The organism is Bradyrhizobium cenepequi (assembly GCF_020329485.1).
Taxonomy (GTDB): domain Bacteria; phylum Pseudomonadota; class Alphaproteobacteria; order Rhizobiales; family Xanthobacteraceae; genus Bradyrhizobium; species Bradyrhizobium cenepequi.
On record NZ_JAGKJI010000045.1, the window covers coordinates 1 to 24,586 of the forward strand.

At 62.3% G+C, this 24,586-nt stretch carries 25 protein-coding genes; 18 read left to right on the top strand and 7 right to left on the bottom strand.

The genetic code is table 11. The features are described 5' to 3' along the window. Positions 1-280, top strand: a 280-nt coding sequence (locus tag J6497_RS31905) for a transposase (protein WP_225705104.1), incomplete at its 5' end; no start/stop codon positions are given. Positions 281-309: 29 nt separating this feature from the next. Here the strand turns inward: J6497_RS31905 and J6497_RS31910 are convergent. After that, on the bottom strand, positions 310-897 hold the full coding sequence (locus J6497_RS31910) for an ANTAR domain-containing response regulator (RefSeq protein ID WP_225708192.1): 588 nt from the start codon (positions 895-897) through the stop codon (positions 310-312). Beyond that, a complete protein-coding gene (locus tag J6497_RS31915; RefSeq protein WP_225708193.1) occupies positions 894-2,069 on the bottom strand; it encodes a transporter substrate-binding domain-containing protein in 1,176 nt (391 codons plus the stop codon). Before J6497_RS31915 ends, J6497_RS31910 begins: the two co-directional genes overlap by 4 nt. A 419-nt stretch (positions 2,070-2,488) precedes the next feature. Here J6497_RS31915 and J6497_RS31920 point away from each other — a divergent pair, with 419 nt between their 5' ends. The 9 genes from J6497_RS31920 (at position 2,489) to J6497_RS31960 (ending at position 11,988) form a co-directional block, all read left to right on the top strand. After that, positions 2,489-3,889 carry an amidase gene (locus J6497_RS31920; RefSeq protein ID WP_225708194.1) on the top strand — a complete coding sequence of 467 codons (1,401 nt, stop codon included), beginning with the start codon at positions 2,489-2,491 and terminating at the stop codon, positions 3,887-3,889. A gap of 18 nt (positions 3,890-3,907) precedes the next feature. After that, on the top strand, positions 3,908-4,900 hold the full coding sequence (locus J6497_RS31925; RefSeq protein ID WP_225708195.1) for an acetamidase/formamidase family protein: 993 nt from the start codon (positions 3,908-3,910) through the stop codon (positions 4,898-4,900). Positions 4,901-4,933: 33 nt separating this feature from the next. Next, on the top strand, positions 4,934-6,172 hold the full coding sequence (locus J6497_RS31930; protein WP_225708196.1) for an urea ABC transporter substrate-binding protein: 1,239 nt from the start codon (positions 4,934-4,936) through the stop codon (positions 6,170-6,172). 104 nt (positions 6,173-6,276) lie between these two features. Further along, on the top strand, positions 6,277-7,143 hold the full coding sequence (locus J6497_RS31935; RefSeq protein ID WP_225708197.1) for an ABC transporter permease subunit: 867 nt from the start codon (positions 6,277-6,279) through the stop codon (positions 7,141-7,143). A gap of 11 nt (positions 7,144-7,154) precedes the next feature. After that, positions 7,155-8,228, top strand: a complete 1,074-nt coding sequence (locus J6497_RS31940; RefSeq protein ID WP_225708198.1) for a branched-chain amino acid ABC transporter permease — start codon at positions 7,155-7,157, stop codon at positions 8,226-8,228. A gap of 1 nt (position 8,229) precedes the next feature. Continuing rightward, positions 8,230-8,949, top strand: coding sequence for an ABC transporter ATP-binding protein (locus J6497_RS31945; protein WP_225708199.1), 720 nt, complete (start codon positions 8,230-8,232; stop codon positions 8,947-8,949). Next, positions 8,939-9,649: an ABC transporter ATP-binding protein gene (locus tag J6497_RS31950; RefSeq protein WP_225708200.1), complete on the top strand. Its 711-nt coding sequence runs from the start codon at positions 8,939-8,941 to the stop codon at positions 9,647-9,649. Before J6497_RS31945 ends, J6497_RS31950 begins: the two co-directional genes overlap by 11 nt. A gap of 87 nt (positions 9,650-9,736) precedes the next feature. Continuing rightward, a complete protein-coding gene (locus J6497_RS31955) occupies positions 9,737-10,498 on the top strand; it encodes an SDR family NAD(P)-dependent oxidoreductase (RefSeq protein WP_225708201.1) in 762 nt (253 codons plus the stop codon). Positions 10,499-10,584: 86 nt separating this feature from the next. Next, entirely contained in the window at positions 10,585-11,988 is a 1,404-nt protein-coding gene (locus J6497_RS31960; RefSeq protein WP_225708202.1) for an amidase, read from the top strand. 129 nt (positions 11,989-12,117) lie between these two features. Here J6497_RS31960 and J6497_RS31970 read toward each other — a convergent pair whose 3' ends face one another. Together J6497_RS31970 and J6497_RS31975 are read right to left on the bottom strand one after the other, a co-directional pair. Next, positions 12,118-12,483: a hypothetical protein gene (locus J6497_RS31970; RefSeq protein ID WP_225708203.1), complete on the bottom strand. Its 366-nt coding sequence runs from the start codon at positions 12,481-12,483 to the stop codon at positions 12,118-12,120. Positions 12,484-12,735: 252 nt separating this feature from the next. After that, positions 12,736-12,891, bottom strand: a complete 156-nt coding sequence (locus tag J6497_RS31975) for a hypothetical protein (RefSeq protein WP_225708204.1) — start codon at positions 12,889-12,891, stop codon at positions 12,736-12,738. A gap of 160 nt (positions 12,892-13,051) precedes the next feature. Between J6497_RS31975 and J6497_RS31980 the strand changes: the two genes are divergently transcribed. The 6 genes from J6497_RS31980 (at position 13,052) to J6497_RS32005 (ending at position 18,630) form a co-directional block, all read left to right on the top strand. Further along, entirely contained in the window at positions 13,052-13,621 is a 570-nt protein-coding gene (locus J6497_RS31980; protein ID WP_225708205.1) for a cytochrome c oxidase subunit 3, read from the top strand. Position 13,622: 1 nt separating this feature from the next. Further along, entirely contained in the window at positions 13,623-13,889 is a 267-nt protein-coding gene (locus tag J6497_RS31985) for a cytochrome C oxidase subunit IV family protein (protein ID WP_225708206.1), read from the top strand. 104 nt (positions 13,890-13,993) lie between these two features. Next, complete coding sequence (locus J6497_RS31990) at positions 13,994-14,446, top strand: c-type cytochrome (RefSeq protein WP_225708207.1); 453 nt, start codon at positions 13,994-13,996, stop codon at positions 14,444-14,446. 40 nt (positions 14,447-14,486) lie between these two features. Continuing rightward, on the top strand, positions 14,487-15,833 hold the full coding sequence (locus tag J6497_RS31995) for a cbb3-type cytochrome c oxidase subunit I (protein WP_225708208.1): 1,347 nt from the start codon (positions 14,487-14,489) through the stop codon (positions 15,831-15,833). Between the two features lie 61 nt (positions 15,834-15,894). After that, positions 15,895-16,707, top strand: a complete 813-nt coding sequence (locus J6497_RS32000; RefSeq protein WP_225708209.1) for a CbbQ/NirQ/NorQ/GpvN family protein — start codon at positions 15,895-15,897, stop codon at positions 16,705-16,707. 9 nt (positions 16,708-16,716) lie between these two features. After that, entirely contained in the window at positions 16,717-18,630 is a 1,914-nt protein-coding gene (locus J6497_RS32005) for a nitric oxide reductase activation protein NorD (RefSeq protein ID WP_225708210.1), read from the top strand. 251 nt (positions 18,631-18,881) lie between these two features. On the opposite strand, the gene hemN is transcribed toward J6497_RS32005, so the two are convergent. From hemN to nirK, 3 genes are all read right to left on the bottom strand, one after another. After that, on the bottom strand, positions 18,882-20,234 hold the full coding sequence (hemN, locus tag J6497_RS32010) for an oxygen-independent coproporphyrinogen III oxidase (RefSeq protein ID WP_225708211.1): 1,353 nt from the start codon (positions 20,232-20,234) through the stop codon (positions 18,882-18,884). A gap of 83 nt (positions 20,235-20,317) precedes the next feature. After that, positions 20,318-21,181: an SUMF1/EgtB/PvdO family nonheme iron enzyme gene (locus J6497_RS32015; RefSeq protein ID WP_225708212.1), complete on the bottom strand. Its 864-nt coding sequence runs from the start codon at positions 21,179-21,181 to the stop codon at positions 20,318-20,320. 68 nt (positions 21,182-21,249) lie between these two features. After that, positions 21,250-22,371, bottom strand: a complete 1,122-nt coding sequence (gene nirK, locus J6497_RS32020; RefSeq protein WP_225708213.1) for a copper-containing nitrite reductase — start codon at positions 22,369-22,371, stop codon at positions 21,250-21,252. A gap of 220 nt (positions 22,372-22,591) precedes the next feature. Between nirK and J6497_RS32025 the strand changes: the two genes are divergently transcribed. Together J6497_RS32025 and J6497_RS32030 are read left to right on the top strand one after the other, a co-directional pair. Further along, positions 22,592-22,756, top strand: coding sequence for a DUF1858 domain-containing protein (locus J6497_RS32025; protein WP_376708302.1), 165 nt, complete (start codon positions 22,592-22,594; stop codon positions 22,754-22,756). 512 nt (positions 22,757-23,268) lie between these two features. After that, entirely contained in the window at positions 23,269-24,576 is a 1,308-nt protein-coding gene (locus J6497_RS32030) for a hypothetical protein (protein WP_225708215.1), read from the top strand. Positions 24,577-24,586 lie beyond the last annotated feature (10 nt).

Here is a 24,586-nt window from a genome sequence, read left to right on the forward strand (position 1 = left end):
GGGATTGGCCTTCGACGCGCTGATCGCCGACAAGGCGTTCGACAGCAACGCCATCATCGCCGAACTCGATGCGCGCGGCGCCAAGGTCGTCATCTCCCAGCATCCGCGCCGCGCCAAGCCTCTCACCATCGACGAGGAGATGTACAAATGGCGGCATCTCATCGAGAACTTCTTCGGCAAGCTCAAGGAGTTCAAACGCATCGCCATGCGCGCCGAAAAGACCGATCAAAGCTTCGCCTCCATGATCCATCTGGTCGCGGCCGTGATAAACTCCCGATGAATCCCAACAGACCCTAGATCATGGTGAAGCTACCCGGTAGCGCGGGGTAGGCTCCCCTTTGCGGCGATCTCGGCCGACATCTGCTCGATGGTTTTACGCTGCTCCATGGCGGCTCGCCGGATCAGTGCAAAGGCGGCCGGTTCGGCGACGGAGTGGGTATGCATCACCTGGAGGACAGCAGCCAACACGAGGCGGCGCGAGCGAAGGCGCTCTTCCAGTTTGACGACCTGCTGCCTCAGCTCGTTGGTGCGCTCGGCCCGTTCGAACGCCATCACCAGCGCCGCGTAAATGCCCGCGGAGCGCAGCGGCTTGACCAGAAACGACGCCGGATCGAGTTCCAGCAGTAGCTTCAGCCGGCTTGGAGTCTCCGTGCCCAAGAGCGCGATGACGGGACATTGTCCAAGCAAAGCCCGCTGCGTAGGCGAGGTAAGCGGCAGGAATTCATCGTCAATCAGCGTCACATCGGCATGACACCCGAGCGCGCCATCTAGCTCCCATGTGAGGACGTCGATGCCAAGACGTTCGAACTGGCGCCTGACGATCGACAGGTCGCGCTCATCCTTGATGGCGACGAGGGCCTTGCGGCCGCGAAGGGAAAATGAAGACGGCTTGCTCATTTCACAACCCGCAAGTGGAGCGCACTCGGCGACGATCCGTCCTTTAACTTCTCACGCGCAGGGCCGACGGCGACGTCGAGCTGCGTCAGGTAGGGATCCGGCTTAACGGGCGCGTCGGACTCCCAGAAAATGTCGAACTGTCCTTGCGCGTTGGAGACGGCGAGGCGTGACGTGAGGACGCAATGGTTATTGCCACCGTCGATCCAGACCGGTCCCTGCGGCGAATTGTAGCGATAGCCGGCAGCCGCGCGACGTACTTCACCAATATTGGATGTTCCGGCTCGCTGCAGCGCACGCGCCAGCAGATACACCGCGACATAGGCGGATTGTCCGTCGACCGAGGGGCTGCTTGTTTCGCCGTGACGTGCCTTCCAGCGTTGCACGAAGGCGAGGTTCTCGGGCAGGCGGATGCTCTCGAAATAGGCTGAGGACGTGATGCATCCGGCCGACGCGGGTCCGACGATCTTAAGCTCCGGTTCGCAGAGACTGCAGCTCAGCATCGGAATGTTGAGACCGGCGGCCGTGGTGGCGGCGTGGAAGGCGCGGATGAAATCGTAGCTCGAGCTGCCGACGAGCGTATTGAAGACGACCGGCGGCTTGCGGCGGACGATTTCGTCCACGATGTGCCCGACTGCGCTTTCGCCCAGTTCGAGCAGCCGTTCGGCCAAAATGCTTCCTTGCGCTGCCGTCACCAGTTCGCGGGTGACGCGATTGGTCTCCCATGTCCAGACATAGTTGGATCCGACGCAGAAAATGTGCCGTGACACGTTGTCGAGCACGTATCGCACCAGCGGCAAGACATTATGGTTGGGCGATGCGCCAACATACATGACATTGTCGGAACACTCGAACCCCTCGTAACGGGCGGGGTACCAGAGCAGCCGATCGGTGCGCTCGACGATCGGCAGCACCTGCTTGCGCGAGGCCGACGTGTAGCAGCCGATGATATGCTCGACCCCAGCGCTGCGAATAAGGTCATCACAGACCGTATGGTATTCCGAAATGATTCCGCGGGGATCGCGGACGTGCGCAGCGAGCGAGAAATCAAAATCGGGGTGATCGTTGATCTCGTCGACCGCCATCAAGGCGCTCTTCAGGATCTCGCGCCCCATGGCCTGATAAGGGCCGGACTGCGAACATATGATTCCAACTGGAACAGACGGCTTTGTCATTGATGGCTTTCGAGGCGGCGGAGCCTTGAGGAAATCATCATCGCCGATGTCGGTGCAAGAGGGCTTGCCGATTTGCTGCGCACGACGCTTGTGAAATTTGTGCAACCTCCCTCGTTGACAATGCGCTGCACACGAACCTAGACTTTTTGACTACCGGGTTTACTGTCGAACCTTAATTTGCTTCGGTCGGGCCGATGACGTCCTGATCTGTGCAGCGACTGCTTCGTTCGATCTTAAGCCCATGCGATAGACCATAGCAGCGGCATTTGAGCCATTCGTCACCTCATTCGGGAGGGGCGGGTGGCTTTTTTCTTTTGCCGCACAAGAAGCTGGCGAAACATGCGTGTCGCCAGGCTGATGGCGCATGCGCGACGATCGGCCGTGATGCGCTTGGGAAACGACGAGCGGGGAACAAGGCGATGCCGACGACAGATATTTGCTATCTCGGGTTGGTTGAGGTTGGGCAGCAGATACAGGCGAAGAAGCTGTCGCCCGTCGAGGTGACGAAGGCGATGCTTGAACGGATTGAGCGGCTCGATGCCAGGCTCAAGAGCTACGCCTATGTCACGGCCGACTCCGCGCTTGCGGAAGCGGCCGTTGCCGAAAAGGAAATCTCCTCCGGCAAGATCAAGGGGCCGCTGCACGGCGTGCCGGTCGCCGTGAAGGATCTTTGCTGGGCAAAGGGGGCACCGGCCGCGCACGGCATGACCATCCATCGCGACTTCCGTCCGAAGGAGGATGCCACGGTGGTCGCACGCCTGAAGGAGGCGGGCGCGATTATCCTCGGCAAGCTGCAGCAGACCGAAGGTGCCTACGCGGACCATCATCCGAAGATCGATCCGCCGAAAAACCCGTGGAATGCAGATCTGTGGTCGGGAGCTTCGTCGAGCGGGTCGGGCTCCGCCACCGCGGCTGGCCTCTGCTTCGGATCGCTCGGTACCGACACTGGCGGATCGATCCGTTTTCCTTCCGCAGCCAATGGCATCACGGGGCTGAAGCCGACCTGGGGGCGGGTCAGTCGCTATGGCGCGTTCGAACTCGCGGCCACGCTGGATCATATCGGGCCGATGACGCGCAGCGCGGTCGATTGCGGCGCCATGCTCGGCGTGATCGCGGGCCAGGACCCCAAGGACACCACGGCTGTGCCGCTGCCGGTGCCGGACTATCTTGCCGGCCTGTCGGGCAATCTGCGGGGCGTCGTGATCGGTGTCGATCGGCGCTGGACCAGCGAGGGCACCGACGAGGCCGCGAGTAAGGTCCTCAGTGAAGGTTTGCGGGTCGCGGCGGACCTTGGCGCTGAGATCAGTGAGATCGCCTTTCCGGATACCAAGGCCATTGTCGACGATTGGTTTCCGCTTTGCGGCATCGAGGCGGCGGTCGCGCACGAGGCGACCTATCCCTCGCGCAAGGACGAATATGGCCCGGCGCTCGCGGGATTGCTCGATCTTGGCCTCCAGCAATCCGGAACTGACTATCAGAAGATCGTGCTGCGGCGTGAAGCGTTTCGCGGCGCGGTGCGGCGGCTGTTCGAGACGGTCGATCTGATCGCTGTGCCGGCGCAGGTCCTCGCTGCGCCGACGCTCGCCAAGATGGCGACGCTTGGCGAGGATGCTTCCCTGATCGCCGGATTGCTGCGCTTCACCTGTCCGTTCGACATGACCGGCAGCCCGACCATTACGCTTCCGGGCGGCTTCGCGCCGAACGGCGGCCCGATCGCCTTCCAGTTTGTCGGCCGCCACTTCGACGAAGCGGGTCTCGTCCACGCGGGTGATGCATTCCAGCGCGTCACCGATTGGCACAAGCGTCATCCCGCTCTCTGAATCCAAGGAGCCGTTCGCATGAAAGATTGGTTGCAGAGTTCCATCATGTCGAAGCGCGCCGTCGCCAAAGGGGCGGCCGGCGCGCCGCGCAGTCTGACGATCGAGCAGCAGGGAGCCTTTCACTATGTCTACGGCCCCTATGCGAAGCCGACGCTGTCGATCGATCCGGGAGAGGTCGTTGTCGTCGAAACCGAGGACGCTTTCGGGGGCGCGCTCACCAGCGAGAGCGACAGTCCGACGGCAAAACTGAACTTTCCGTACCTCAACCCGCAATGCGGACCGATTGCGGTCAAGGGCGCCAAGAAGGGCGATTGCCTCGCTGTCTACATCCACGACGTCGAGACGCGCGGCGAGCAGCCGGCCGGAACGACCTGCATCATTCCCGAGTTCGGCGGACTTGTCGGGACGGGTTCCACGGCAATGCTCAATCCGCCGTTGCCCGAGCGCGTCCGCAAGCTGCATGTCGACAGGAACGGGGTGCGCTGGAACGACAAGATCACGCTGCCCTACGAGCCATTCATCGGCACGATCGGCGTGTCGCCTGAGATCGAGGCGATCTCCTCCCTGCAGCCGGACTATCATGGCGGCAACATGGACCTGCCCGATGTCGCACCCGGGGCCGTTCTCTATTTGCCCGTGCATGCCGAGGGTGGGCTTCTCTACGTCGGCGACTGCCATGCAACACAGGGTGACGGCGAACTCTCCGGCGTCGCGCTCGAGCAGCGCGCAACGGTCACGCTCCAGATCGATCTGATCAAGAACTGGAGCTTTGCCTGGCCGCGCCTGGAGACCCGCGACTTCATCATGACGATCGGCAGCGCACGCCCGCTCGAGGATGCGGCTCGCATCGCCTATCGCGAACTCACGCGATGGATGAGTGCCGACTACGGCTTCGACGAGATCGACGCGTACATGCTGCTCAGTCAGGCGGGACGCATGCGGCTCGGCAACATGGTCGACCCGAAATACACGATGGGTGCATCGATCCTGAAAACTTATCTCAAGGCGTGAAATTGAGCGGCTTTTCAACAAGGGGACATTTCAATGAAATCAGGACATCTGCTTAAGGCTGCGTTTCTTGGCTTCGTGCTGGGAACGGCGGCGTTCGGCGCCGCTCTGGCAGCCGAGCCTCCGTTGAAGGTCGGCCTGCTCGAAGACGTCTCCGGCGATCTCGCGTTCATGGGCATGCCGAAACTCCACGGTTCGCAGCTTGCGGTCGAGGAGATCAACAAGAGCGGGGGCATCCTTGGGCGGCAGATCGAACTGATCCATCTCGATCCGCAGGGCGACAATGCCCGCTATCAGGAGTTTGCGCGACGCCTGCTCAGCCGCGACAAGGTCGACGTGCTGATCGGAGGCATCACCTCTGCGTCGCGCGAAGCTGTCCGGCCGATCATCGATCGGACGACCACGCCGTATTTCTACACCAACCAGTACGAAGGCGGCGTCTGCGACGCCAGCATGATCAGCATGGGGGCGGTGCCCGAGCAGCAGTTCTCGACGCTGATCCCCTGGATGGTCGAGAAATTCGGCAAGAAGGTCTACGTTATCGCCGCCGACTACAATTTCGGACAGATCTCGGCAGAATGGAACCGGAAGATCATGAAGGATCTCGGCGGCGAAGTCGTCGGAGAGGAATTCATTCCGCTCGGCGTTTCACAGTTCGCGCAGACGATCCAGAACATCCAGAAGGCGAAGCCGGATTGGCTGTTGACGATCAATGTCGGCGCCGCCCAGGACTCGTTCTTCGAGCAGGCTGCCGCGGCGAAGCTCAATTTGCCGATGGGCTCCTCGATCAAGATCATGCTCGGCTTCGAGCACAAGCGGTTCAAGCCGCCGGCGCTCAACAACATGCACGCGACGGCGAACTGGTTCGAGGAGATCGATACGCCGGAAGCCAACGACTTCAAGAAGCGCTGGCGCGCGAAATTCCCTGATGAACTCTACATCAACGACATGGGCTATAATGCCTATAATGCGCTCTACATGTACAAGGCGCTGGTCGAGAAGGCGAAATCGACCAAGCTCGAGGACATGCGCAAGGTGATCGCAACTGGTGATGCCTGCATCGATGCTCCCGAAGGCAAGGTCTGCATCGACCCGAAGAGCCAGCACACGTCTCATCGCATGCGCCTGATCTCCGTCGGCCCCCAGCATGAAGTGACCGTGGAGAAGGACTACGGAACGATCAAGCCGTATTGGCTAGGTGATATCGGCTGCGACCTCACCAAGAAGAACCCCAAGGATCAGTACACGCCGAGTCATTTGCCCAACAAGTCGTAACGGATTCGGCGCGAATCTTGCGTCTGTAATCGGATCATGACTTTGGACTGCACGGGGCGCCGCATCGCTGCGGCGCTCTGCGATGAAGGAGCAGGAGACCGACGATGTCGGCTGAACTATTCTCGGTATTCTACCAATTTGCCGACGTCTTTGCGTTTCTGATCCTCTCGGCCGCAGGTCTCGCCATCGTGTTCGGCATGATGGGCGTCATCAACATGGCGCATGGCGAGTTCATCATGTGCGGCGCCTATGTGACGGTCGGACTCGTGAAGCTCGGCGTGCCACTTGCCATTGCCCAGGCGCTTGCCGCAGTGACGGCGGGATTGATCGGAGTTGCCGTCGAATACCTCATTGTGCGTCGCCTGTACAAAAGGCCGCTGGATTCCCTGCTTGCCACTTGGGGACTCAGCCTGATCGTCACGCAATCGATGCTTCTGATCGTGGGATCATCGATAACGGGGATTGGCACGCCGGAGGGCAGCTTTGCGATCGGCGGCTACACATTCTCGACCTATCGCCTCGTGCTGTTCGCCTGCGCGGTCGCGGTGCTGATCGGTCTCTACGTCACCTTCATGAAAACACGGTTCGGCGTGATGGCGCGGGCGACGATGCAGAATGCCGCCATGGCAAAGGCGTTGGGTGCGCGCACGGGGCGAATCTATGCAATCAGTTTCGGCATCGGCGCCGGGCTCGCAGGCCTTTGCGGCGCGCTCTATGCACCGACGATGACGCTGATCCCGACGATGGGTGCGACGTTCGTGGTGGAGAGTTTCGTCACCGTCGTGGTCGGCGGCGCAAATGTCCTGCTTGGCACCGCGCCGGCCGCCGTGTTCCTGGCGATGATTCGAATGGCCCTGAATGCGAGCTACGGGCAGATCATCGGCCAGATCGGCATGCTGTTTGCAGTGATCCTGATCATCCGTGTCTTGCCCGAAGGTCTTTCCAGCGTGCTGGTCCGTCGCGGGCGCTAAGCGGGGGTGTGATGTTCAAACTGCTTGATGGTCCGCAGACGTTAGGACGAGGACGGACGTTCTGGTCCTGCTTCCTTGCTGTGTTGGCAGCCGCGCTGATCTATCCGGCCTTTGCGGACTCCTACGATGTCGGCAACTTCTCCTATTTCCTGATCTGGGTTTTCATGGCGCTCGGCCTCTGCCTGATGTGGGGCTATGGCGGCATGCTCTCGTTCGGCCAGACGTTCTTCTTCGGCATCTCCGGTTATGCCTACGGCGTGCTGGCCATCAACATGGGCGGAGGTTCGACGACGATCGCCGCCCTCGTCCTGTCGGTGATCATCGCGATGATCGCGGCCGGGATTCTCGGCTACTTCATGATCTGGGGCGGCATCAGCGGTATCTTCTTCGGTATCGTGACGCTGTCGGCGACGTTGGTGCTGGCGTTCTTTCTCGGGCAGACGGCCGGGCCGGAATGGCACATCGGCACTGCGCGGCTGAACGGCTTCAACGGCATGAAAGGCATGGATCCGCTTACCGTCGGCGATTTCTACATCGAGGGATCCGCGCTCTACTATGTCATGGTGGCGCTCATCGTGGTCGTCTACATCGCGCTGCGCATGCTCGTGAACTCGCGCATCGGCAACGTGATTGTTGCAACGCGCGAGAACCCGCAGCGCGCCGAGATGCTTGGCTACGATGTCCGCAAGTACCAGTTGTTCACATTCATCATCGGAAGTGGGCTCGCGGGCCTCAGTGGCGCGCTTTACACGTCCTGGGGCCAGTTCATCACCCCGTCGAGCATCGGGTTGCCGGCGGCCGCGATGCCGATCGTGTGGGTCGCATTCTCCGGACGAAGCGATCTGACGGCGACGCTGGTCGGCTCTTTCCTGCTGCTGTTCGGCTTCCAGACCATCACCGTCTACAGCCAGCAGGCGGCGCTCGTGCTGATGGGCACACTTCTGCTCGCCACCGTGATGTTGGCGCCGCAGGGCTTTGTGCTCGGTGTCGGCAAGCTTGTGGTCGATCGATGGACAGGTCGTCGACGGCGCGGGGCGAATCCCGCTCTGGCGGAGAGCAGCCGGCTGCAATCGGACGAGGCCTAACATGGCGCTTGTCGATGTGAAGAGCGTAACAAAACGCTTTGGCGGATTGACGGCGGTCTCCGACGTCGATCTGACTGTCAATACCGGGGAGGTTCACTGCCTGATCGGTCCCAACGGAGCGGGCAAGAGCACGCTGTTCAAGCTGATTGTCGGCCTCTACCCGCCGACCAAAGGCAGCATCTTCTTCGACTCCGTCGATATTACCCAGGAGCGCCCTTTTGCGCGTGTGCAGCGGGGCATGAGCATCAAGATGCAGGCGCCGAGCGTATTCAAGGAATTGCCGGTCCGGCAGAATATCCAGATCGCGCTGCAGGAGCGTTTTTCAGGCGCGGAGCGCGACCTCGAAGAAGAACGGCTCCTTACGATGCTCGATCTGGCGTCGGAGAGCAGTAAATTGGCTGGAGCTCTTTCGCACGGCCAGCAGCAATGGCTCGAGATCGGCATGGCGCTGGCGCTGCAGCCGCAGCTATTGCTGCTGGACGAGCCGACCGCCGGCATGTCGCCGGAGGAGACGTTCAAGACCGGAGAGCTCATCAAGTCGTTCAATGCCGAGGGCATGACGGTTCTCGTCGTCGAGCACGATATGGCGTTTGTGCGTCAGATTGCGCAACGCGTGACCGTGCTGCACCTTGGCAAGATATTTGCGCGAGGCAGTCTCGAGACGATCATTCAGGACGAGAACGTCGCTGAAATCTACCTTGGTAAGACGCATGCCCACTGACCGGATTCTGGACGTATCGGAACTCTGGGCGGGCTACGGCGCCACGCCGATCCTGCAGGGCGTGAGCATGTCGGTGTTGCGCGGCGAGATCGTCGGCGTGATCGGCCGGAACGGCGTCGGCAAGTCAACGCTGATGCGATGCCTCATCGGGCTCCTGGAGACGTGGCGCGGCACGATCACCTTCATGGAGCGGGATGTAACCCAGTTGCAGGCCGACGCGAGGGCGCGCGCCGGCTTCGGCTACATTCCGCAGGGACGGGATGTGTTTCCGCAGATGAGCGTCGAGGAGAACCTGCAGGTCGGTGAACTGATCGGTGGACCAGAGGGCCGGAAGCTGCCGGAACTCGTCTACGAGTATTTTCCGCGGCTAAGAGAGCGCCGGCGGCAGGTTGCCGGCACCATGTCGGGAGGCGAGCAACAGCAACTCGCGATCGGCCGGGCTCTGATCGGAAACCCGACCCTGATGATCCTCGATGAGCCGTCCGAAGGCATTCAGCCGTCGATCGTGCAGCACATCTGCGACGCGCTGAAATCGTTCCGGGCTGAGCTGGGCACCACGATCGTGTTCGTCGAGCAGAATCTCGACACGATCCTGGAGATCGCGGAGCGCTGCTACATCATGGAAAAAGGCAAGATCACGCGATCACTGGCCGGCGAGGACGTCAACGCTGACAGTGTCCGCGCGCAACTGCTGTTGTGAGGCCGATCCGCCTTCTTTCAGGAACACGCCTTGTTGTTCATCAACGTATTGTTTGAAATCAAAATGATCAGGGAGAGGGAGACGAACATGGATTTAGGACTTAAAGGAGCCAAGGTTCTCGTCACGGGCAGCACGAGGGGCATCGGCAGGGCGATCGCCGAGACCTTCGCGGCCGAAGGCGCCAATGTCGGAATTTGCGCGCGCAATCAGGCGGACGTGGATAGCACCGTCGCAACACTCAAGGCCAAGGGCGTTGCGGCATATGGCGGGTCAGTCGATGTGTCCAATGGTACGGCACTGAAGGCCTGGGTGAGTGATATGGCATCGAAGCTCGGAGGCGTTGATGTCGTTGTCGCCAATGTCAGCGCCCTCTCCATAGGGCAGGACGAGGAAAGCTGGGAGAAGGAATTCTCCACCGACATGATGGGAACGGTCCGCCTGGTGCAGGCCGCGATGCCCTATCTGGAAAAGAGCAGCGCCGCTGCGATCGTGACGATCTCCAGCGTCTCGGGACGCGAGGTCGACTTTGCGAGCGGCCCCTACGGCACCTTCAAGGCTGCGATCATCCACTATACGCAGGGCCTGGCCTATCAGCTCGCGGCGAAGGGCATACGGGCCAATTCCGTGTCTCCGGGCAACACCTACTTCGAAGGCGGGGTCTGGCACATGATCAAGGACAACAATCCCGAACTATACAAGACGGCGCTGGCGCTCAATCCGACCGGCCGGATGGGCACGCCGCAGGAGATGGCGAATGCCGTCGTGTTTCTTGCGAGCCGGGCCGCCAGCTTCATCACGGGAACGAACCTTGTCGTGGACGGCGCCTTGACGCGGGGCGTTCAGTTCTAGGCGTGGCGAATGAAACGTCCTTGCGCCCGAGGCCGGAGCATCGGGCGCCGGCGCGAGCGCATTCCCGATGACAACAGGAAATCGATATGTCTGTGGATCGGCTGCACTACAAGTCCATAACTGAACTGTCCCAACTGTTTCGCCGCAAGGAAGTCTTGCCTTCGGAGGTCACCGAAGCAACGTTGAACCGTATCGATAAGCTCGATGGCAGCTTGCACGGATATGCCGTTGTCCTTGCGGAACGGGCCATGGCGCAGGCAAGAAAGTATGACGATGAGATCGCCAAGGGCATTTGGCGCGGCCCGCTTCATGGCGTTCCGATAGGGCTGAAGGACCTGTGCTACACGACGTTTGCGCCGACGGCGGGCGGCACGAAGATCCATGCGAAATTCGTGCCGTCGTTCAATGCGACGATCGTTGATCGGCTCGAGCTCGCCGGCGCCGTCACGCTCGGAAAGCTCAAGATGACGGAAGGCGCCTATACCAGCCATCATCCGGACGATCAGGCTCCGCTCAATTCCTGGAATGCGGATTATTGGGTCGGCTCTTCGTCAAGCGGATCGGGCGTCGCCACTTCTGCCGGGCTCTGCTACGGATCGATCGGAAGTGACACCGGCGGTTCGATCAGATTTCCATCGGCGACCTGCGGGTTGACCGGGATTAAACCGACATGGGGTCGGGTGAGTCGATACGGAATTTTCCCGCTGGCGGACTCGCTCGATCATATCGGGCCGATTTGCCGAAGTGCTGCGGACGCCGCGGCGATGCTGGGCGTTATCGCAGGCGCGGATGCCAACGACCCGACGGCTTTGCAGGCTCCCGTTCCGAATTATCTGGCTCGAATTGGAGATGGCGTCCGCGGCCTCAGGATTGGGGTGGATCGCAAATACACGCAGGAAGGAATCGACCCGCAAGTCATTGCGGCGTTGCTGGAAGCCGAACGCAGGCTCGTGGATCTCGGTGCTGAAATCCGTGAGGTTCATTTTCCCTCCTACGAGAAACTGGTCAGCCTATGGATCCCGATGTGCTCGGTGGAGACGGCCGAAGCGCATCTCAAGACGTATCCGTCGCGGAGATCGGAGTACGGCCCGGACCTTGCTCAATTGATCGAGCAGGGCAGGTCGGTGAGCGGTATCGAAATCGCGGCCATTCATCATGAGCGCCTCAAGTTCTGCGGCAGCTTGGCCGCGTTGTTCGAAGACATCGACCTTTTGCTGATCCCGACGATGCCGGTGCCGATCCCGACCCTTACCAGGATGAGTGAATATGGCGCCGATCCGAACGTGTTGTTGAGCATTCTGCGCTTCACCGCGGTGTTCGACTTCAGCGGAAGTCCGACCATTACCCTTCCCATGGGCATGGCGTCCGACCGGATGCCGCTCAGCATGCAACTGGTCGGTCCGCATCTGTCTGAGGATGTGCTTGCTCGCGCAGCTCACGCGTTCCAGTCGATCACGGACTGGCATACGTTGCGGCCACCGATTGGATGACCGTGTCTCATGCGGTCGGCCATCCCGGCAGAATCTCACCGTGTGCTCGATCTCGGCTCGGCTGACAACACCAATGTCTCGCAGTGTCCGATCGTCGAACTCCAACAAAGCGGCGACCGCCTTTCTGATCTATCGTTCTCGTTGCCAATAAGCATGCAACGATAGGATGGCTTTCTTCAATGAGGTCAGCCAGCGGAAACCACCTGCATCTGCAGTGGTCCGTTCGAGTTGGACAACGTCATTGTTAAAGGAAGAGGCGCGGGGACCTGGCGCTTGCTCGACGGAAGCCCCGTCGAGGTGTGTGACGTGCGAGGCGGCGCGCATTCGGTCGAATGCCGCAACTATGAGCATGGCCGAGTGCAGATCCAGTACGGCTGGCCATGCATGGGCGAAGAACTGCATATCGGTAAATGCCACGCGGACAGCCTCATCGCTTCTCATCGCGTAAGGTTCGACCTCGCTCTTCACATCCTGCGACGAATGCCTGTTCAGCATGGACCGTCTCCCAAGGAAAAGCCCCAGAGAGATTCTGAAGATCGCGCGTTACGGCGTTGTCACCATCTCGAGGAAAATGGTTACGTTTGCAGCTTGCGCTGCAATGCTGTGGCCCGCTCGGAACTTGAACGCGTCGTATGACGACGCCGTTTGAGCATTCGTGAATTCGGCTGCGTTCGAAATCACGCGCACGAGGACAGGAGACTTGCCGGAGCGGGTCCCGTCACCCCTTCGGATTTCGCCGGGATCGACCTACTGAGTCAAGAACAGCACCACGGCGATAGCGACCGACAGCGCAATCGCCGAGACCGTCGCCGTGGTCGACAGGACACCCATCGCGCGCAGCGCGCCGGCAAAGAGCATGATCAGAGGCGTCGCGGTGAGGAGGCCGACCTGCGCGTCGCTCATGGTTCCAACTCCGAATCTCAATATCTCGATGCCGTCCGCCTTCGCGCGGCCGTGCTGACCCGGACCCTAGGCGACGGGCTTCCTCCGTCTTTGTCCGGCGACAAAGATCAGGGCTGTCATCCCCGATAGCGATCCGAGCACGACCCCGTCCGGAGGATCCATGTCGGCTCAAGATTGCGAGATGCAGGAAAGCGGCCTGCTTGCTGAACTCCCTGGCGACCCGATGATCTGGGTGCTGATCTTCAGCGAGCTCGCCGTTTTTGGCCTGCTGCTCGGCGCATTCGCGGTCGCCCGCGCCGTAAACCCCGTCATCTTCGCCTCCGGGCAGGCGGTCCTGGATGCGGGCCTCGCGGCCCTCAACACCTTGGTGCTGGTGACCAGCGGGTGGGCCGCCGCACGCGGCGCGGCGGCCGCTCGCACGCGTGCAGCCGCGGCCTGCCGCCGCTGGCTCGTGCTCGCGATCGCGCTTGGATGCGTGTTCGTCGCGATCAAGCTTCTCGAATACGCAGGCGAGATCGCGACCGGTGCAGGCCTGGAGACCAGCACGTTCTTCACCCTGTACTTCCTTCTGACCGGGTTCCACCTGCTGCACGTCGTGCTCGGCATGGTGATACTGGCGGTGGTCCAGCGCGGTGCGGAACCTGGCGCGGTCGAGACCGGAACGTCGTTCTGGCACATGGTCGACCTGGTCTGGGTCCTGATGTTTCCGATCATCTATCTGGTGCGCTGACATGAACGCCCGCCACCCGCTCGAAACGACCCTGGTCCTCCTGATCGGCCTTGCGATCGCAACGCTCATCGCTGCTCGAAGTCTGCCGGTTGCTTGGCTGAGCAACGTCGTCGTGCTCGGGTTCGCAGCTCTGAAAGGGCGCGCCATCCTGCTCGACTTCCTCGGCCTTCGCGCAGCGCCGGCAATCTGGCGCGGACTGGTCACTGCATGGGTACTCGGCCTCGCGTCGTTCGCCTGGGCCGCCTCAGCCGCCAGGCTGCTGATCTGAGCGGCGAATGCTACGCTGGTTGCTCCAGCACAAAGACCCGATGGGCCCGCTGCGTAGATTGACCGCGCGCTCGCACCACTCACAAGAACGGGAAAGGATAGGTGATGGCTGAACGCCTCACGAAAACGGCTGCCCGGAACGTCTTCTACGGAGGATCCGCGTTCTTCTTCGCGATCTTCCTCGGCCTGACGGCTCACAGTCACTACTACATGGTGAATACCTCCACGAATGCCTCGACCCTGACGGATTCGGTCGCGCGCGGCAAACACGTCTGGGAGAAGAACTCCTGCATCAACTGCCACACGCTGCTTGGCGAGGGCGCCTATTTCGCGCCGGAAGTCGGCAATGTGTGGGAGCGCTGGGGCGGCAACGAGGATCCGGCCGCGGCAAGGGACATCCTGAAGGCGTGGATGCAGGCGCAACCGTCCGGCGCGCCAGGCCGGCGACAGATGCCGCAGTTCAACCTGACCGACCAGGAACTCAACGATCTCGCCGACTTCCTGCAATGGACCAACACCATCAAGCGCCAGGACTGGCCGCCCAACAAGGCCGGATGAGCACCGCGTCCCGACAGCCCTTCAACAAGAGAGCTTTTCGATGAAATACCAGACCCAGAAAGTCGCGATGCTGTACTTTTACGGCGCGCTGACGCTCTTCCTCGCCCAGGTCGTCTTTGGCCTGCTCGCCGGCACGATCTATGTCCTGCCGAACACGCTTTCGGTCCTGCTGCCCTTCAACATCGTCAGGATGATACACACCAACGCCCTGATCGTGTGGTCGCTCATCGGCTTCATGGGCGCGACCTATTACCTGTTGCCGGAGGAAACCGAGACCGAGCTCTTCAGTCCGCTGCTCGCCAAGATCCAGTTCTGGCTGTTCTTCGGCGCGGCAGGTGCCGCGGTTGTCGGCTATCTCTTCCATTACCATGAGGGACGCGAATTCCTCGAGCAGCCCTTCATCATCAAGGTCGGCATCGTCGTGGTCTGCCTGATGTTCCTGTTCAACGTGACGATGACGGCGCTGATGGGCCGCAAGACCACGGTGACGAACATCCTGTTGTTCGGCCTGTGGGGCGTCGCGATCTTCTTCCTGTTCGCGTTCTACAATCCGGCCAATCTTGCAGTCGACAAGATGTACTGGTGGTACATCGTGCATCTGTGGGTCGAGGGCGTCTGGGAGCTGATCATGGCCTCGGTGCTCGCCTTCCTGATGATCAAGCTCAACGGTATCGACCGCGAGGTGGTCGAGAAGTGGCTCTACGTCATCATTGGCCTCGCACTGTTCTCGGGCATACTCGGCACCGGCCACCACTTCTACTGGATCGGTGCGCCGGGATACTGGCAGTGGATCGGCTCGCTGTTCTCGACGCTGGAGGTCGCGCCTTTCTTCACCATGGTGATCTTCACCGTCCAGATGACCTGGAAGGCCGGACGCAAGCATCCGAACCGCGCGGCGCTCCTGTGGTCAGTCGGCTGCTCCGTGATGGCGTTCCTCGGGGCCGGCGTGTGGGGCTTCCTGCACACCCTGTCCTCGGTCAACTACTACACGCACGGCACCCAGGTGACTGCGGCACACGGGCACCTCGCGTTCTTCGGCGCCTATGTGATGCTGAACCTTGCGGTGATGGCCTACGCGATCCCGCAGATACGCGGACGCGCGCCCTACAACCAGTGGCTCAGCATGGCTAGCTTCTGGATCATGTGCACGGCGATGATGACGATGACGTTCGCGCTGACCTTCGCCGGCATCATCCAGGTCCATCTGCAGCGCGTGCTCGGCCAGGGTTACATGGAAGTGCAGGACCAACTCGCAATGTTCTACTGGGTCCGTCTCGGTTCCGGCGTGTTCGTCGCGATCTCCGCGCTGATGTTCGTCTGGGCGGTGCTGGTGCCCGGACGTGAGAAGCAGCCCTTCGCCGGCGGCGCGCTGCAGCCCGCCGAGTAGAACAAGGCGGCGGCCGCGCACGTCGCGGCCGCCATTCCCCTGGATGTTCCGGAGAACCACCATGAAACCTGTCCTTCAGGCTGTAGCAAAGCCGATTCCGGAGATTCCGGCCTATGTGCCGAGCGGAAACGAGTGCGCGCTGTTCGAGCACGCGTGGTCTCACCGTCTGCCGGTGCTGCTGAAAGGCCCCACGGGCTGCGGCAAGACCCGCTTCGTTGCCCACATGGCCGCACGGCTCGGGATCCCGCTGCATACCGTCGCTTGCCACGACGATCTCACGGCGGCCGATCTCACGGGCCGCTACCTGCTCAAGGGCGGCGACACGATCTGGACGGATGGTCCCCTGACCCGCGCGGTGCGCGAGGGTGGCATCTGCTATCTCGACGAGGTGGTGGAAGCCCGCAAGGACGTCACAGTAGTGCTGCATCCATTGACCGATGACCGCCGGATCCTGCCGCTCGAGCGCACCGGCGAGGAGCTCATCGCGCCGGCAGGCTTCATGCTGGTCGTCTCCTACAATCCCGGCTACCAGAGCCTGCTCAAGGCATTGAAGCCGTCGACGCGGCAACGCTTCGTCGCCATCGAGTTCGATTTTCTGCCGCCGGAGCAGGAGATCGCCGTCGTTTCGGCGGAAAGCGGGCTTCCACCGGATCGCGTGCGCCCGCTGGTTCTCCTCGCCGGCCGTCTGCGCGCGCTGAAGGGGCATGACCTGGAGGAGGGCGTCTCGACGCGCCTCATCGTCTATTGCGCCACCCTGGTCGCGGCCGGCGTTTCCGTCACTGATGCCGTCCTCGCCGGCATGATCGAGCCGCTGACGGACGATAGCGACGTCAAGGCCGCGCTGGTGGAAGTCGCCCGGGCCGTCATCGGATAGGCCACGCCGATGCTGGATTTTCTCGAACTGGAGGAGACCGTCGGTCGCGCGTGGCATCGCCTGGTCGGCGCGACCGCGTCCTATCCGGTTCATGCCGAGCAAGCCGTCGCACTCTCGGAGATGCAGGGACAACTCTCCGTCATGTTCCGCGCGCTGGGCGGCGAGGCGGGCGTCGCGCTCGCCGGTGCGGGCGCGCGCAAGTCCGGACACCGGCTCGCCTGGAGGCAGCGAATTGGCCTCGGCGACGAATCCCTTGCCCATCCCGGGCGCGACGCGGCGACCGTCTTCCTGCCTGAGCGCATCGCCTTGTTTGCGGACCGCGGTCTGAATGCGGCTCTCTATCGGTGGCTCGCCGCATGGTTTGCGGTCGTGCCGTCGGCAGCGATCGACGAGACCGATCCGCTGCGGCGCGATCTCCTCGGGCTGCGTCGTGCCCGCGCCACTGCCGCCGCTGTCATTGCTCGATTTCCTGGATTCGTAAGCTCCTACGCACGACTCGCTGCGGCGGCGGCATCTGCCCGGCCGCAGCGGCCATTGCCTCGCGTGGAGCGCGAGGTCGAACAAGTCGTGCTCGCGCTCCTTGGAGCTGCTGTGCCGCCGCAAGGGGACCTGTGGTCTTCGATGATCGGCGAGAAAGCGCTGCCGTTACGGGCGCCGGCGGGATATCGCCCGGTTCTGCCATGTCCGTTGTGGGGCGATTATTGGACCCGCGACCTGGGGCCGGTATCTCAGGAGCAGGACGATGCCTCGCACGAGGCTCAAGCCGCTGCGCCGGACTCGCGGAAGCGCTTTGCGACACGCGAGCGGGAGAACGGAGCCAACAAGAGAGATCCGTTCATACTCAACCGGTTCGAGAAGATCCTGGCGATGGCCGAGATGGTGAACGTGGACCGTCCCGCCGACGACAGCGAGGACGAGAGTGCGCGCAAGGCGGCCGACGATCTGGAAGAACTGTCGATTGGGCGGCGGAGCGGAAAGCCTGCGACGAAGCTGAAGTTCGATCTCGATCTGCCGCCGGAGGCGGTCGATCCCGCACGGCTCGACGGCGAGCGGCTGTATCCGGAATGGGACTATCGCAACCGCACTTACCTCCAGGACCACTGCCGGGTGCTGACAGCGGATGCGCGCGAGACCGGCGAAAGCTGGGCCGCGGGCCAGGCCACGCGCCGCCGCATCCGCCAGGTGCGGCGCCAGTTCGAGGCGTTGCGGCCCCGCCACGAAATCGCAAGGGCACAGCCGGACGGGTACGACCTCGACATCGACGCGCTGGTCCGCGCTCGTTGCGATCTCCGTGCCGGCAGCGGCACGCTCGATCGCGTTCATCTCGCGATGCGGCCGCAGGGTCATGATCTGGCGGTGACGCTGCTCGTCGACGTGTCCCTCTCGACCGACGCCTGGGTCGATGGCTACCGCGTCCTGGACGTGGAGAAGGAGGCATTGCTTGTCCTCGCTCACGGACTGTCGGCCTGTGGCGATCACCACAGCATCCTGACCTTCACCTCGCGGCGGCGGTCGTGGGTACGGCTCGAGACTGTCAAGGCGTTCGGAGAGCCGATGAGCGCGTCGGTGGAGCGGCGCATCGGGGCGCTCAAGCCCGGATACTACACGCGCATCGGGGCGGCGGTGCGCCATGCCGCGTCCGAACTCGCGGCCCAGCCGCAGCGGAAGAAACTGCTGATCGTTCTCACCGACGGCAAGCCGAACGACGTCGACCACTACGAAGGGCGCTTCGCCATCGAAGACACCCGCAAGGCCGTACAGGAGGCGCGCCGGCTCGGCGCCGCAGTCTTCGGCGTCACGATCGATGCAACCGCCCAGAGCTATTTTCCGACGCTCTTCGGGCGAAGCGGATATGCGATCGTTGGCAACGTCAGGCGCCTGCCCGCGGCCTTGCCGGCGCTCTACCGTCAGCTCACGCAATAGCCAACTTTGCGGCTAACGAGAGCATGATCCGATCACGCTGAATCTTCACCTCTCCCGCTTGTGGGAGAGGTCGGCGCACCCGGATCGGCGCTTCGCGCCGTCCGAGTACAGGCTCCGCGCAGGGTGAGGGCTCTTTCCACTCGGGGAGCCCCAATGCGGAGGCACCCCACCCCCAGCGCTCCCCCGCAAGCGTGAGAAGGAGCGCAGCTTCACCGGGCTGCGCTTTTAGCCTGATCGGCGATTGCTCTAATTCAGACTGCGCGACTGTGCGTCGCCACGGACCGCGGAAGATGCGCGTCGAATGCCGAAGCGACGCTTCGGACCAGGAACTCCGCGCCGTCGTTGACCGAGAGTCGGTCATCGAACATCGTCACAGCGCCATCGGCGATGAGGCCCTCTATCCGCGACCGATCCACGATCGCGGATTCCGGATCACGGCCGTGCAACCGCGATATCCTGGGGAGGTCGACGGCAAGATCGCACATGAGCCGCTCGATGATGTCGGCGCGGAAGCGGTCTTCCTCGGTGAACGCGTAGCCTTTGGCGGTGGCGAGCCGCTCCTCGACGATGCGCGCAAGGTATTCGCGTGTCGGCACGGCGTTCTGTACGAATCCTTGAGGCATGCGGCCGATGGCACTGGCGCCGAGGCCGATGAGCGTGTCGGCCGAATCGTCGGTATAGCCCTGGAAATTCCGCCGCAATTTTCCTTCCCGTTTTGCCACTGCAAGGTTGTCGGTGGGAAGAGCGAAGTGATCGAAGCCGATGCGCACATACCCGGCATCGAGCAAGGCTTGCGCGATCGTTTCCGACTGGATATGGCGCTGGATACTATCGGGCAAAGACTCTTCGGCGATCTTGCGCTGATGTTTCTTGAAAGACGGAACGTGCGCGTAACCGAACACCGAAAAGCGATCCGGACGCAGCTCGACACATTTTGCAACCGTGTCCAGGCACGAATCCACCGTCTGCAGGGGAAGGCCATAGAGCAGGTCGAAATTGAGCCGGCCGACGCCGGCCCGGCGCAGCTGCTCAACGGACGCGGCGGTCTGTTCGAAGCTCTGCCGCCGATTGATGGCGCGCTGCACGGCCGGATCGAAGCTTTGAACGCCGAGGCTCGCGCGGTTGACGCCGCAGTAGCCCAGCGCCTCCGTCATCGGCTCGGTCAGCGTGCGCGGGTCGATCTCGACGGCAACCTCGGCATCGGGCGTCACGAAGAACGAATAGCGCAAGGCGCCGACGAGGTCCGCGAAGGTTTCCGGCGACATGATGGTCGGAGTGCCGCCGCCGAAGTGGATGTGAGAGATCGGCAGCCTTTGCCCAATCGTTTCGGCGACAAGGAGCGCTTCCGTGCGCAGGCCCGCTGCGTAGACCGCGATCGGCTCGTCACGCTTCGTCACCGACGTATGGCAGCCGCAGTACCAGCACATGGATCGGCAGAACGGCACGTGGAGGTAGAGTGAAGCCGGTTGGCGGACGGGAACCGATCTGAGCCACTGCCGATAGACGTCTTCCCCAACCGCCGGCGAAAAATGCGGCGCCGTGGGATAGCTGGTGTAGCGCGGCAGCCTGTCCTGCCCGTAGGATTGCGCCAAGTCCGATCGCATCTGCTTTCCTTCTCCGTCTCCGCATCACCTAGCGGACTCCCGGCGGAATAACTTTGCGCTAGCTCAATCCATCCCGTGAACGTTCACGTCCGTCGCAAAAGCTTCGCTAGGTTCCGCGAGAATGCCGCGGCGACCGGGCTGGAGGGCTCGACGACGAGCCTGAAGCCGAGATTGGTCGGCGGAATCCCTACGGCGCATCCGCCGGACTTGGGATCGCGAATGAAGTCCGTCATGTAGGCGCGGTGGGCACCCTCCACGACGCGGACCCCGCAATTCGTGTTGGTGATCCGCTCGGCTCCGTCATCGAGCGAGGTTCGAAGGAAGCAGCTATCCGTCCACTCCCAGACATTGCCGGCCAGGTCGTCCAATCCGTTGCTGTTCGTGCCGAACGTGCCCGCGGGTTGAACGGCCTTCTCGGCGGGCTTGGAGCGGGCGGATTCGGCTTCATAGCGGGCGATCCAGGCCTGCGCCGGATCCGCGGGGTCGACCAGCGGCAACGCTTCGTCGCGCGCCTTCTCGGCGGCCGCGAATGTCCACTCCTCGTCGGTCGGCAGACGATAGGTAACGCCGGTTCTGCGCGACAGCCATGCAGCATAGGCTGAGGCGTCGTGCCAACTGACGCCGACGACGGGCACGTCCAGTGAGCCGTTGGGGACCGGCACCTTTGGACAGGCTCCGTCGTCGGCGCAGCGCGCGTACTCGGCGACCGTGACCTGCCGCTTCATGATGATAAGATCAGCAGGCAGGCTCAGTTTGCGCATGAGTCCTTCGACCGGTCTGCCGTTCCGCGAGAAGTCGCCGGCAGCCCGATAGCTGAAGGAAGCGGGAGAGAGGCGCACGGCCCCGTCGTCATCGTGCGGAGGTGCGGGCGAGAGCACGGTTGCCAGGATCGGCGCAGCCAGTGCGCCAGCGAGCATGGCCGTCTTCATTTTCATCAGGATGAGCATGATGTCGCCTCCGCTCCGTGAAACGGCCCGCGGGTAGGGACCGCGGGCCGTCCCTTTTTCGGCTCCATCTAGCGGCTGAAGGTCGCCGGGTCGGCGGCGCCGAGCTTGTCCGGCGGGATCGGGCCGGGAGGAGAGACCTGCTTCATGAGGTCATCGCTCCACTTGCCTTCCACCTTGATGTGCGCTGCCGCGCCGAGTTCGAAGGCCTCAATCAAGTTGTGGTTGAGATAGGCGTACACGCCGGGCTGGCGGAAAGTATACAGCGCGGCTGCCGCCGAACCGCCGCGCACCAGCCAGGTCTCGAGATCCTTCTCCGGCGGGTTGTTGAACTTGCCGGTCTCCCAGACATAGTCGCCGTGCCCGCCGATCAGGTGCGGACGGGTGTCGCGGTTGGCTTGCGAATGCACGATCATCACGGTCTCGCCGACCTTCGCGGTCAATGCATTCTTGCCGGTCAGGGCGCCGACCCGCCCGTTGAAGACTACGTGTGTCGGGATCAGCTTGCGCATGACCTCGGTGGTGTCCGCATAGGATTCGCCGACCGTGTCGTAGGTTTTGTACTTGCCGTTCTCATCCTTCGGTATGTAGAGGTCGTTTTCGCCGATGTAGAAGATCTTGTCGTAGTGCAGCGGCTTGCCGTCACGGTCCTTCAGTCCATCACGCGGCAGCACCATCACCGTGCCATGCATGCCGGAGACCACGTGCCATGGAACCATGCCCTCAGGAGCGCAGTGATAGACGAAGACGCCGGGACGCGTCGCCTTCCAGCGCAGCACTGCCTGTTCGCCCGGATTGACCTTGGTCAGGGCGCCACCGCCCAGCGCGCCCGTCGACGAGTGAAGGTCGATGTTGTGCGGCATGGAATTGGTCGCGGGATTGACGAGTGTCAGCTCCATGTAGTCGCCTTCGTGAACTACCATCATCGGGCCAGGCATCGAGCCATTGAAGGTCATCGCATGAAACTTGGTGCCAGCGTCGTCGATCACGACTTCCTTCTCTTGGACCGTGAGCTTGAACTCGACGATCTTCGGTCCGGCCTTGGTTGCCTGTTCGTGTGGATGCACGAACGGCGGTGCGACCAGCTCGACTCGTTCGCGCGGCAGCTTGAGATCGTCGGCGGCCAGCGCCGGCGCGGCTATCATCAGCGCCGCGATCGCGGCTCCCATCAGGGCGGTCCTTCTCGTCAGCATGATGCTCTCCATCGCTTCAATCGTCCTAATTCGATGCGTGCATCATGTGCGATCAGGTCGCCAGACACGTTGCGCTGCAGCAAAGAAATGTCGATTTTTTTGACGAGGCGACCTGCTCGAGAATTTGCGGACGAGCAAAGAGGCCTGGAAGCCGCCACGCTACAGTAGCAGCATGAGAACAAGTTCAGCGCCCACCGCGGATATGATGGTCGACAACGTGATGCGTCGATGGCCGCGCACGATACGCGTATTTCTCGATTTCAGGATGCCATGTGTCGGTTGTCCGATCGCCGCTTTCCACTCGATCGAAGAAGCATGCGGCGAACATGGCATTGACGTCCGCGTCTTCGTGTCGAAGCTCATGGATACGGCGAAAGCCGCTTAGGGCGCGCTTGCGCACCTGAACGACATCCGCGAGCTTCTCCAGTGATTCGGATGGACAGGCACCGCCTCGTTCGTCCAGACGTTGTTCAAACACCGGACTTGCAAAGCAGGCCTACTGACGCGGTTTCTCATCGGTCGAGCAGCAAGCAGCCTTGCTCTCGGGGAAGGCCAGGATCGTAGTTCCGTCCTCGAGCTTTCGCAGAAGATCGGCGATGATAGCCTCGAAAAGCTTGCGTTCGATGGCGCGCTCGCTTCGGCTCTGTCGTCGCAATCTTTCGAAAATCCGCATCGCGTCCCCCGTTGATGACCGATTTGATATTGCAGATCAGGGGCGCGCCATCTTTGTCGGGGATCAAACACTTAGGTGAACGACGCGGCAATTTGTGCCGCGACAAAGAGCCTGCGATCGCGACTGCCTACGATTACCGCCGTCGAACGAAGGCCGTCCATGGCGACGATGCAGAGAAAAGTTCTGAGATCATGATGATCGGCGCCAGCATATCACGATGGACGATGAGCTATTTCGCGATGGCGGTCGCCTGGTTGTTCGTAGTGCTGGCGCTGATGGTTGGGGGCGTCGGCTTTCCCGCAGCCGATCTTGCATCACCTGATACGCTCGTCCTGGTCCACGTGGTCTGCATCGGATGGCTCAGCCTGGCGATGTGTGGCGCGCTATTTCAGTTCGTCCCCGTACTCGTCGCGAAGCCGTTGTTTTCGGAGAATTGGGCTTTGCCTGCTCTGGGTCTGTTGAGCGCTGGTCTCGCCTCGCTGCTCGCAGGTTTCCTGGCATTGGAAGGTCGGCTGCCAGCCTGGCTCTGGCTGCTTCCGTTCGGCGCGATCCTGTTGATCGCCGGTTTCGGGCTGATCATCGTCGATCTCGGGCTGACCGTATGGCTGCGGCCGGTGGGGCCGGCCCGCTTCGTGCTCGTTGGGTTGGCCTCGCTCTGTGCTACCGTCGCCTTCGGCGCGGTCTTCGCGTTCGCGCTTGCGGGGTGGGCGGGATCGACCGGGCAATTGATGCTGGCCGGCGGCGTCCCGCTACATGCGATCGCCGGTCTTGGCGGCTGGCTGACGTTGACGGCGATGGGCGTCAGCTATCGGCTATTGTCCATGTTCATGCTCTCGCCTGATATCGACGACCGGAAGAGCGGCGCAACGTTGGCCACGGGCGCGCTCGCGATCGCCGTCGCAGTAGTCGGCGGTGTCCTCCCGATCGGGTTCCTTGCCGCATTGGGCGTCGTGCTATCGATTGCCGCCGTCCTCGGCTTGGCGACTGTTGCCCTATACGGGCGCGACGTGCTCGCAATCTTCCGTGCTCGCAAGCGGCGCCAGCTCGAGCTCAATACGCGGATGGCGACGCTCTCCTTCGCGAGCCTGGCGGGCACGGCGCTTCTCGGTGCGGCGCTCGTCGTGACCGGCGGTTTTGCCGGGCATGTCGGAGCGTTCGTCTTCCTTGCCGTTTTCGGCTGGCTGTCGGGCCTGGTCCTCGCCAAGCTCTATAAGATCGTGGCTTTCCTGACCTGGCTTGAGACCTATGGTCCGGTGATGGGACGGACTCCCACTCCGCGCGTTCATGACCTCGTCGCGGAGCGGAGGGCATCGAAGTGGTTTGTGATCTACTACGCGGCCGTCTGGAGCGGAACGCTGATGCTGCTGATCGGCCAACCGTCGGGATTCCGGCTCGCCGCGATGGCGATGACGGCGGGAGTCATCGGCATCATTCGCGAGGTGATCCGGACGCGGCAGCTTGCGGATGTCGCGAGCCCGCTGCGCCTTCCCGCTGGGGCCTGCGCCCCCCATCTACTGTTCGCAAGAAACTAAAGACGAAAGG

Bases quoted from the DNA above. Each gene is read 5' to 3' on its own strand.
- J6497_RS31990 (WP_225708207.1), top strand. From the start codon at position 13,994: ATGGCTGAACGCCTCACGAAAACGGCTGCCCGGAACGTCTTCTACGGA.
- J6497_RS31910 (WP_225708192.1), bottom strand. From the start codon at position 897: ATGAGCAAGCCGTCTTCATTTTCCCTTCGCGGCCGCAAGGCCCTCGTC.
- J6497_RS31995 (WP_225708208.1), top strand. From the start codon at position 14,487: ATGAAATACCAGACCCAGAAAGTCGCGATGCTGTACTTTTACGGCGCG.
- J6497_RS31935 (WP_225708197.1), top strand. From the start codon at position 6,277: ATGTCGGCTGAACTATTCTCGGTATTCTACCAATTTGCCGACGTCTTT.
- J6497_RS31940 (WP_225708198.1), top strand. From the start codon at position 7,155: ATGTTCAAACTGCTTGATGGTCCGCAGACGTTAGGACGAGGACGGACG.
- J6497_RS32025 (WP_376708302.1), top strand. From the start codon at position 22,592: ATGCGTCGATGGCCGCGCACGATACGCGTATTTCTCGATTTCAGGATG.
- J6497_RS32000 (WP_225708209.1), top strand. From the start codon at position 15,895: ATGAAACCTGTCCTTCAGGCTGTAGCAAAGCCGATTCCGGAGATTCCG.
- J6497_RS31920 (WP_225708194.1), top strand. From the start codon at position 2,489: ATGCCGACGACAGATATTTGCTATCTCGGGTTGGTTGAGGTTGGGCAG.
- J6497_RS31945 (WP_225708199.1), top strand. From the start codon at position 8,230: ATGGCGCTTGTCGATGTGAAGAGCGTAACAAAACGCTTTGGCGGATTG.
- nirK (WP_225708213.1), bottom strand. From the start codon at position 22,371: ATGCTGACGAGAAGGACCGCCCTGATGGGAGCCGCGATCGCGGCGCTG.
- J6497_RS32015 (WP_225708212.1), bottom strand. From the start codon at position 21,181: ATGCTCATCCTGATGAAAATGAAGACGGCCATGCTCGCTGGCGCACTG.
- J6497_RS32030 (WP_225708215.1), top strand. From the start codon at position 23,269: ATGAGCTATTTCGCGATGGCGGTCGCCTGGTTGTTCGTAGTGCTGGCG.
- hemN (WP_225708211.1), bottom strand. From the start codon at position 20,234: ATGCGATCGGACTTGGCGCAATCCTACGGGCAGGACAGGCTGCCGCGC.
- J6497_RS31975 (WP_225708204.1), bottom strand. From the start codon at position 12,891: ATGAGCGACGCGCAGGTCGGCCTCCTCACCGCGACGCCTCTGATCATG.
- J6497_RS31955 (WP_225708201.1), top strand. From the start codon at position 9,737: ATGGATTTAGGACTTAAAGGAGCCAAGGTTCTCGTCACGGGCAGCACG.
- J6497_RS31930 (WP_225708196.1), top strand. From the start codon at position 4,934: ATGAAATCAGGACATCTGCTTAAGGCTGCGTTTCTTGGCTTCGTGCTG.
- J6497_RS31960 (WP_225708202.1), top strand. From the start codon at position 10,585: ATGTCTGTGGATCGGCTGCACTACAAGTCCATAACTGAACTGTCCCAA.
- J6497_RS31985 (WP_225708206.1), top strand. From the start codon at position 13,623: ATGAACGCCCGCCACCCGCTCGAAACGACCCTGGTCCTCCTGATCGGC.
- J6497_RS31925 (WP_225708195.1), top strand. From the start codon at position 3,908: ATGAAAGATTGGTTGCAGAGTTCCATCATGTCGAAGCGCGCCGTCGCC.
- J6497_RS32005 (WP_225708210.1), top strand. From the start codon at position 16,717: ATGCTGGATTTTCTCGAACTGGAGGAGACCGTCGGTCGCGCGTGGCAT.
- J6497_RS31915 (WP_225708193.1), bottom strand. From the start codon at position 2,069: ATGACAAAGCCGTCTGTTCCAGTTGGAATCATATGTTCGCAGTCCGGC.
- J6497_RS31980 (WP_225708205.1), top strand. From the start codon at position 13,052: ATGTCGGCTCAAGATTGCGAGATGCAGGAAAGCGGCCTGCTTGCTGAA.
- J6497_RS31970 (WP_225708203.1), bottom strand. From the start codon at position 12,483: ATGCTGAACAGGCATTCGTCGCAGGATGTGAAGAGCGAGGTCGAACCT.
- J6497_RS31950 (WP_225708200.1), top strand. From the start codon at position 8,939: ATGCCCACTGACCGGATTCTGGACGTATCGGAACTCTGGGCGGGCTAC.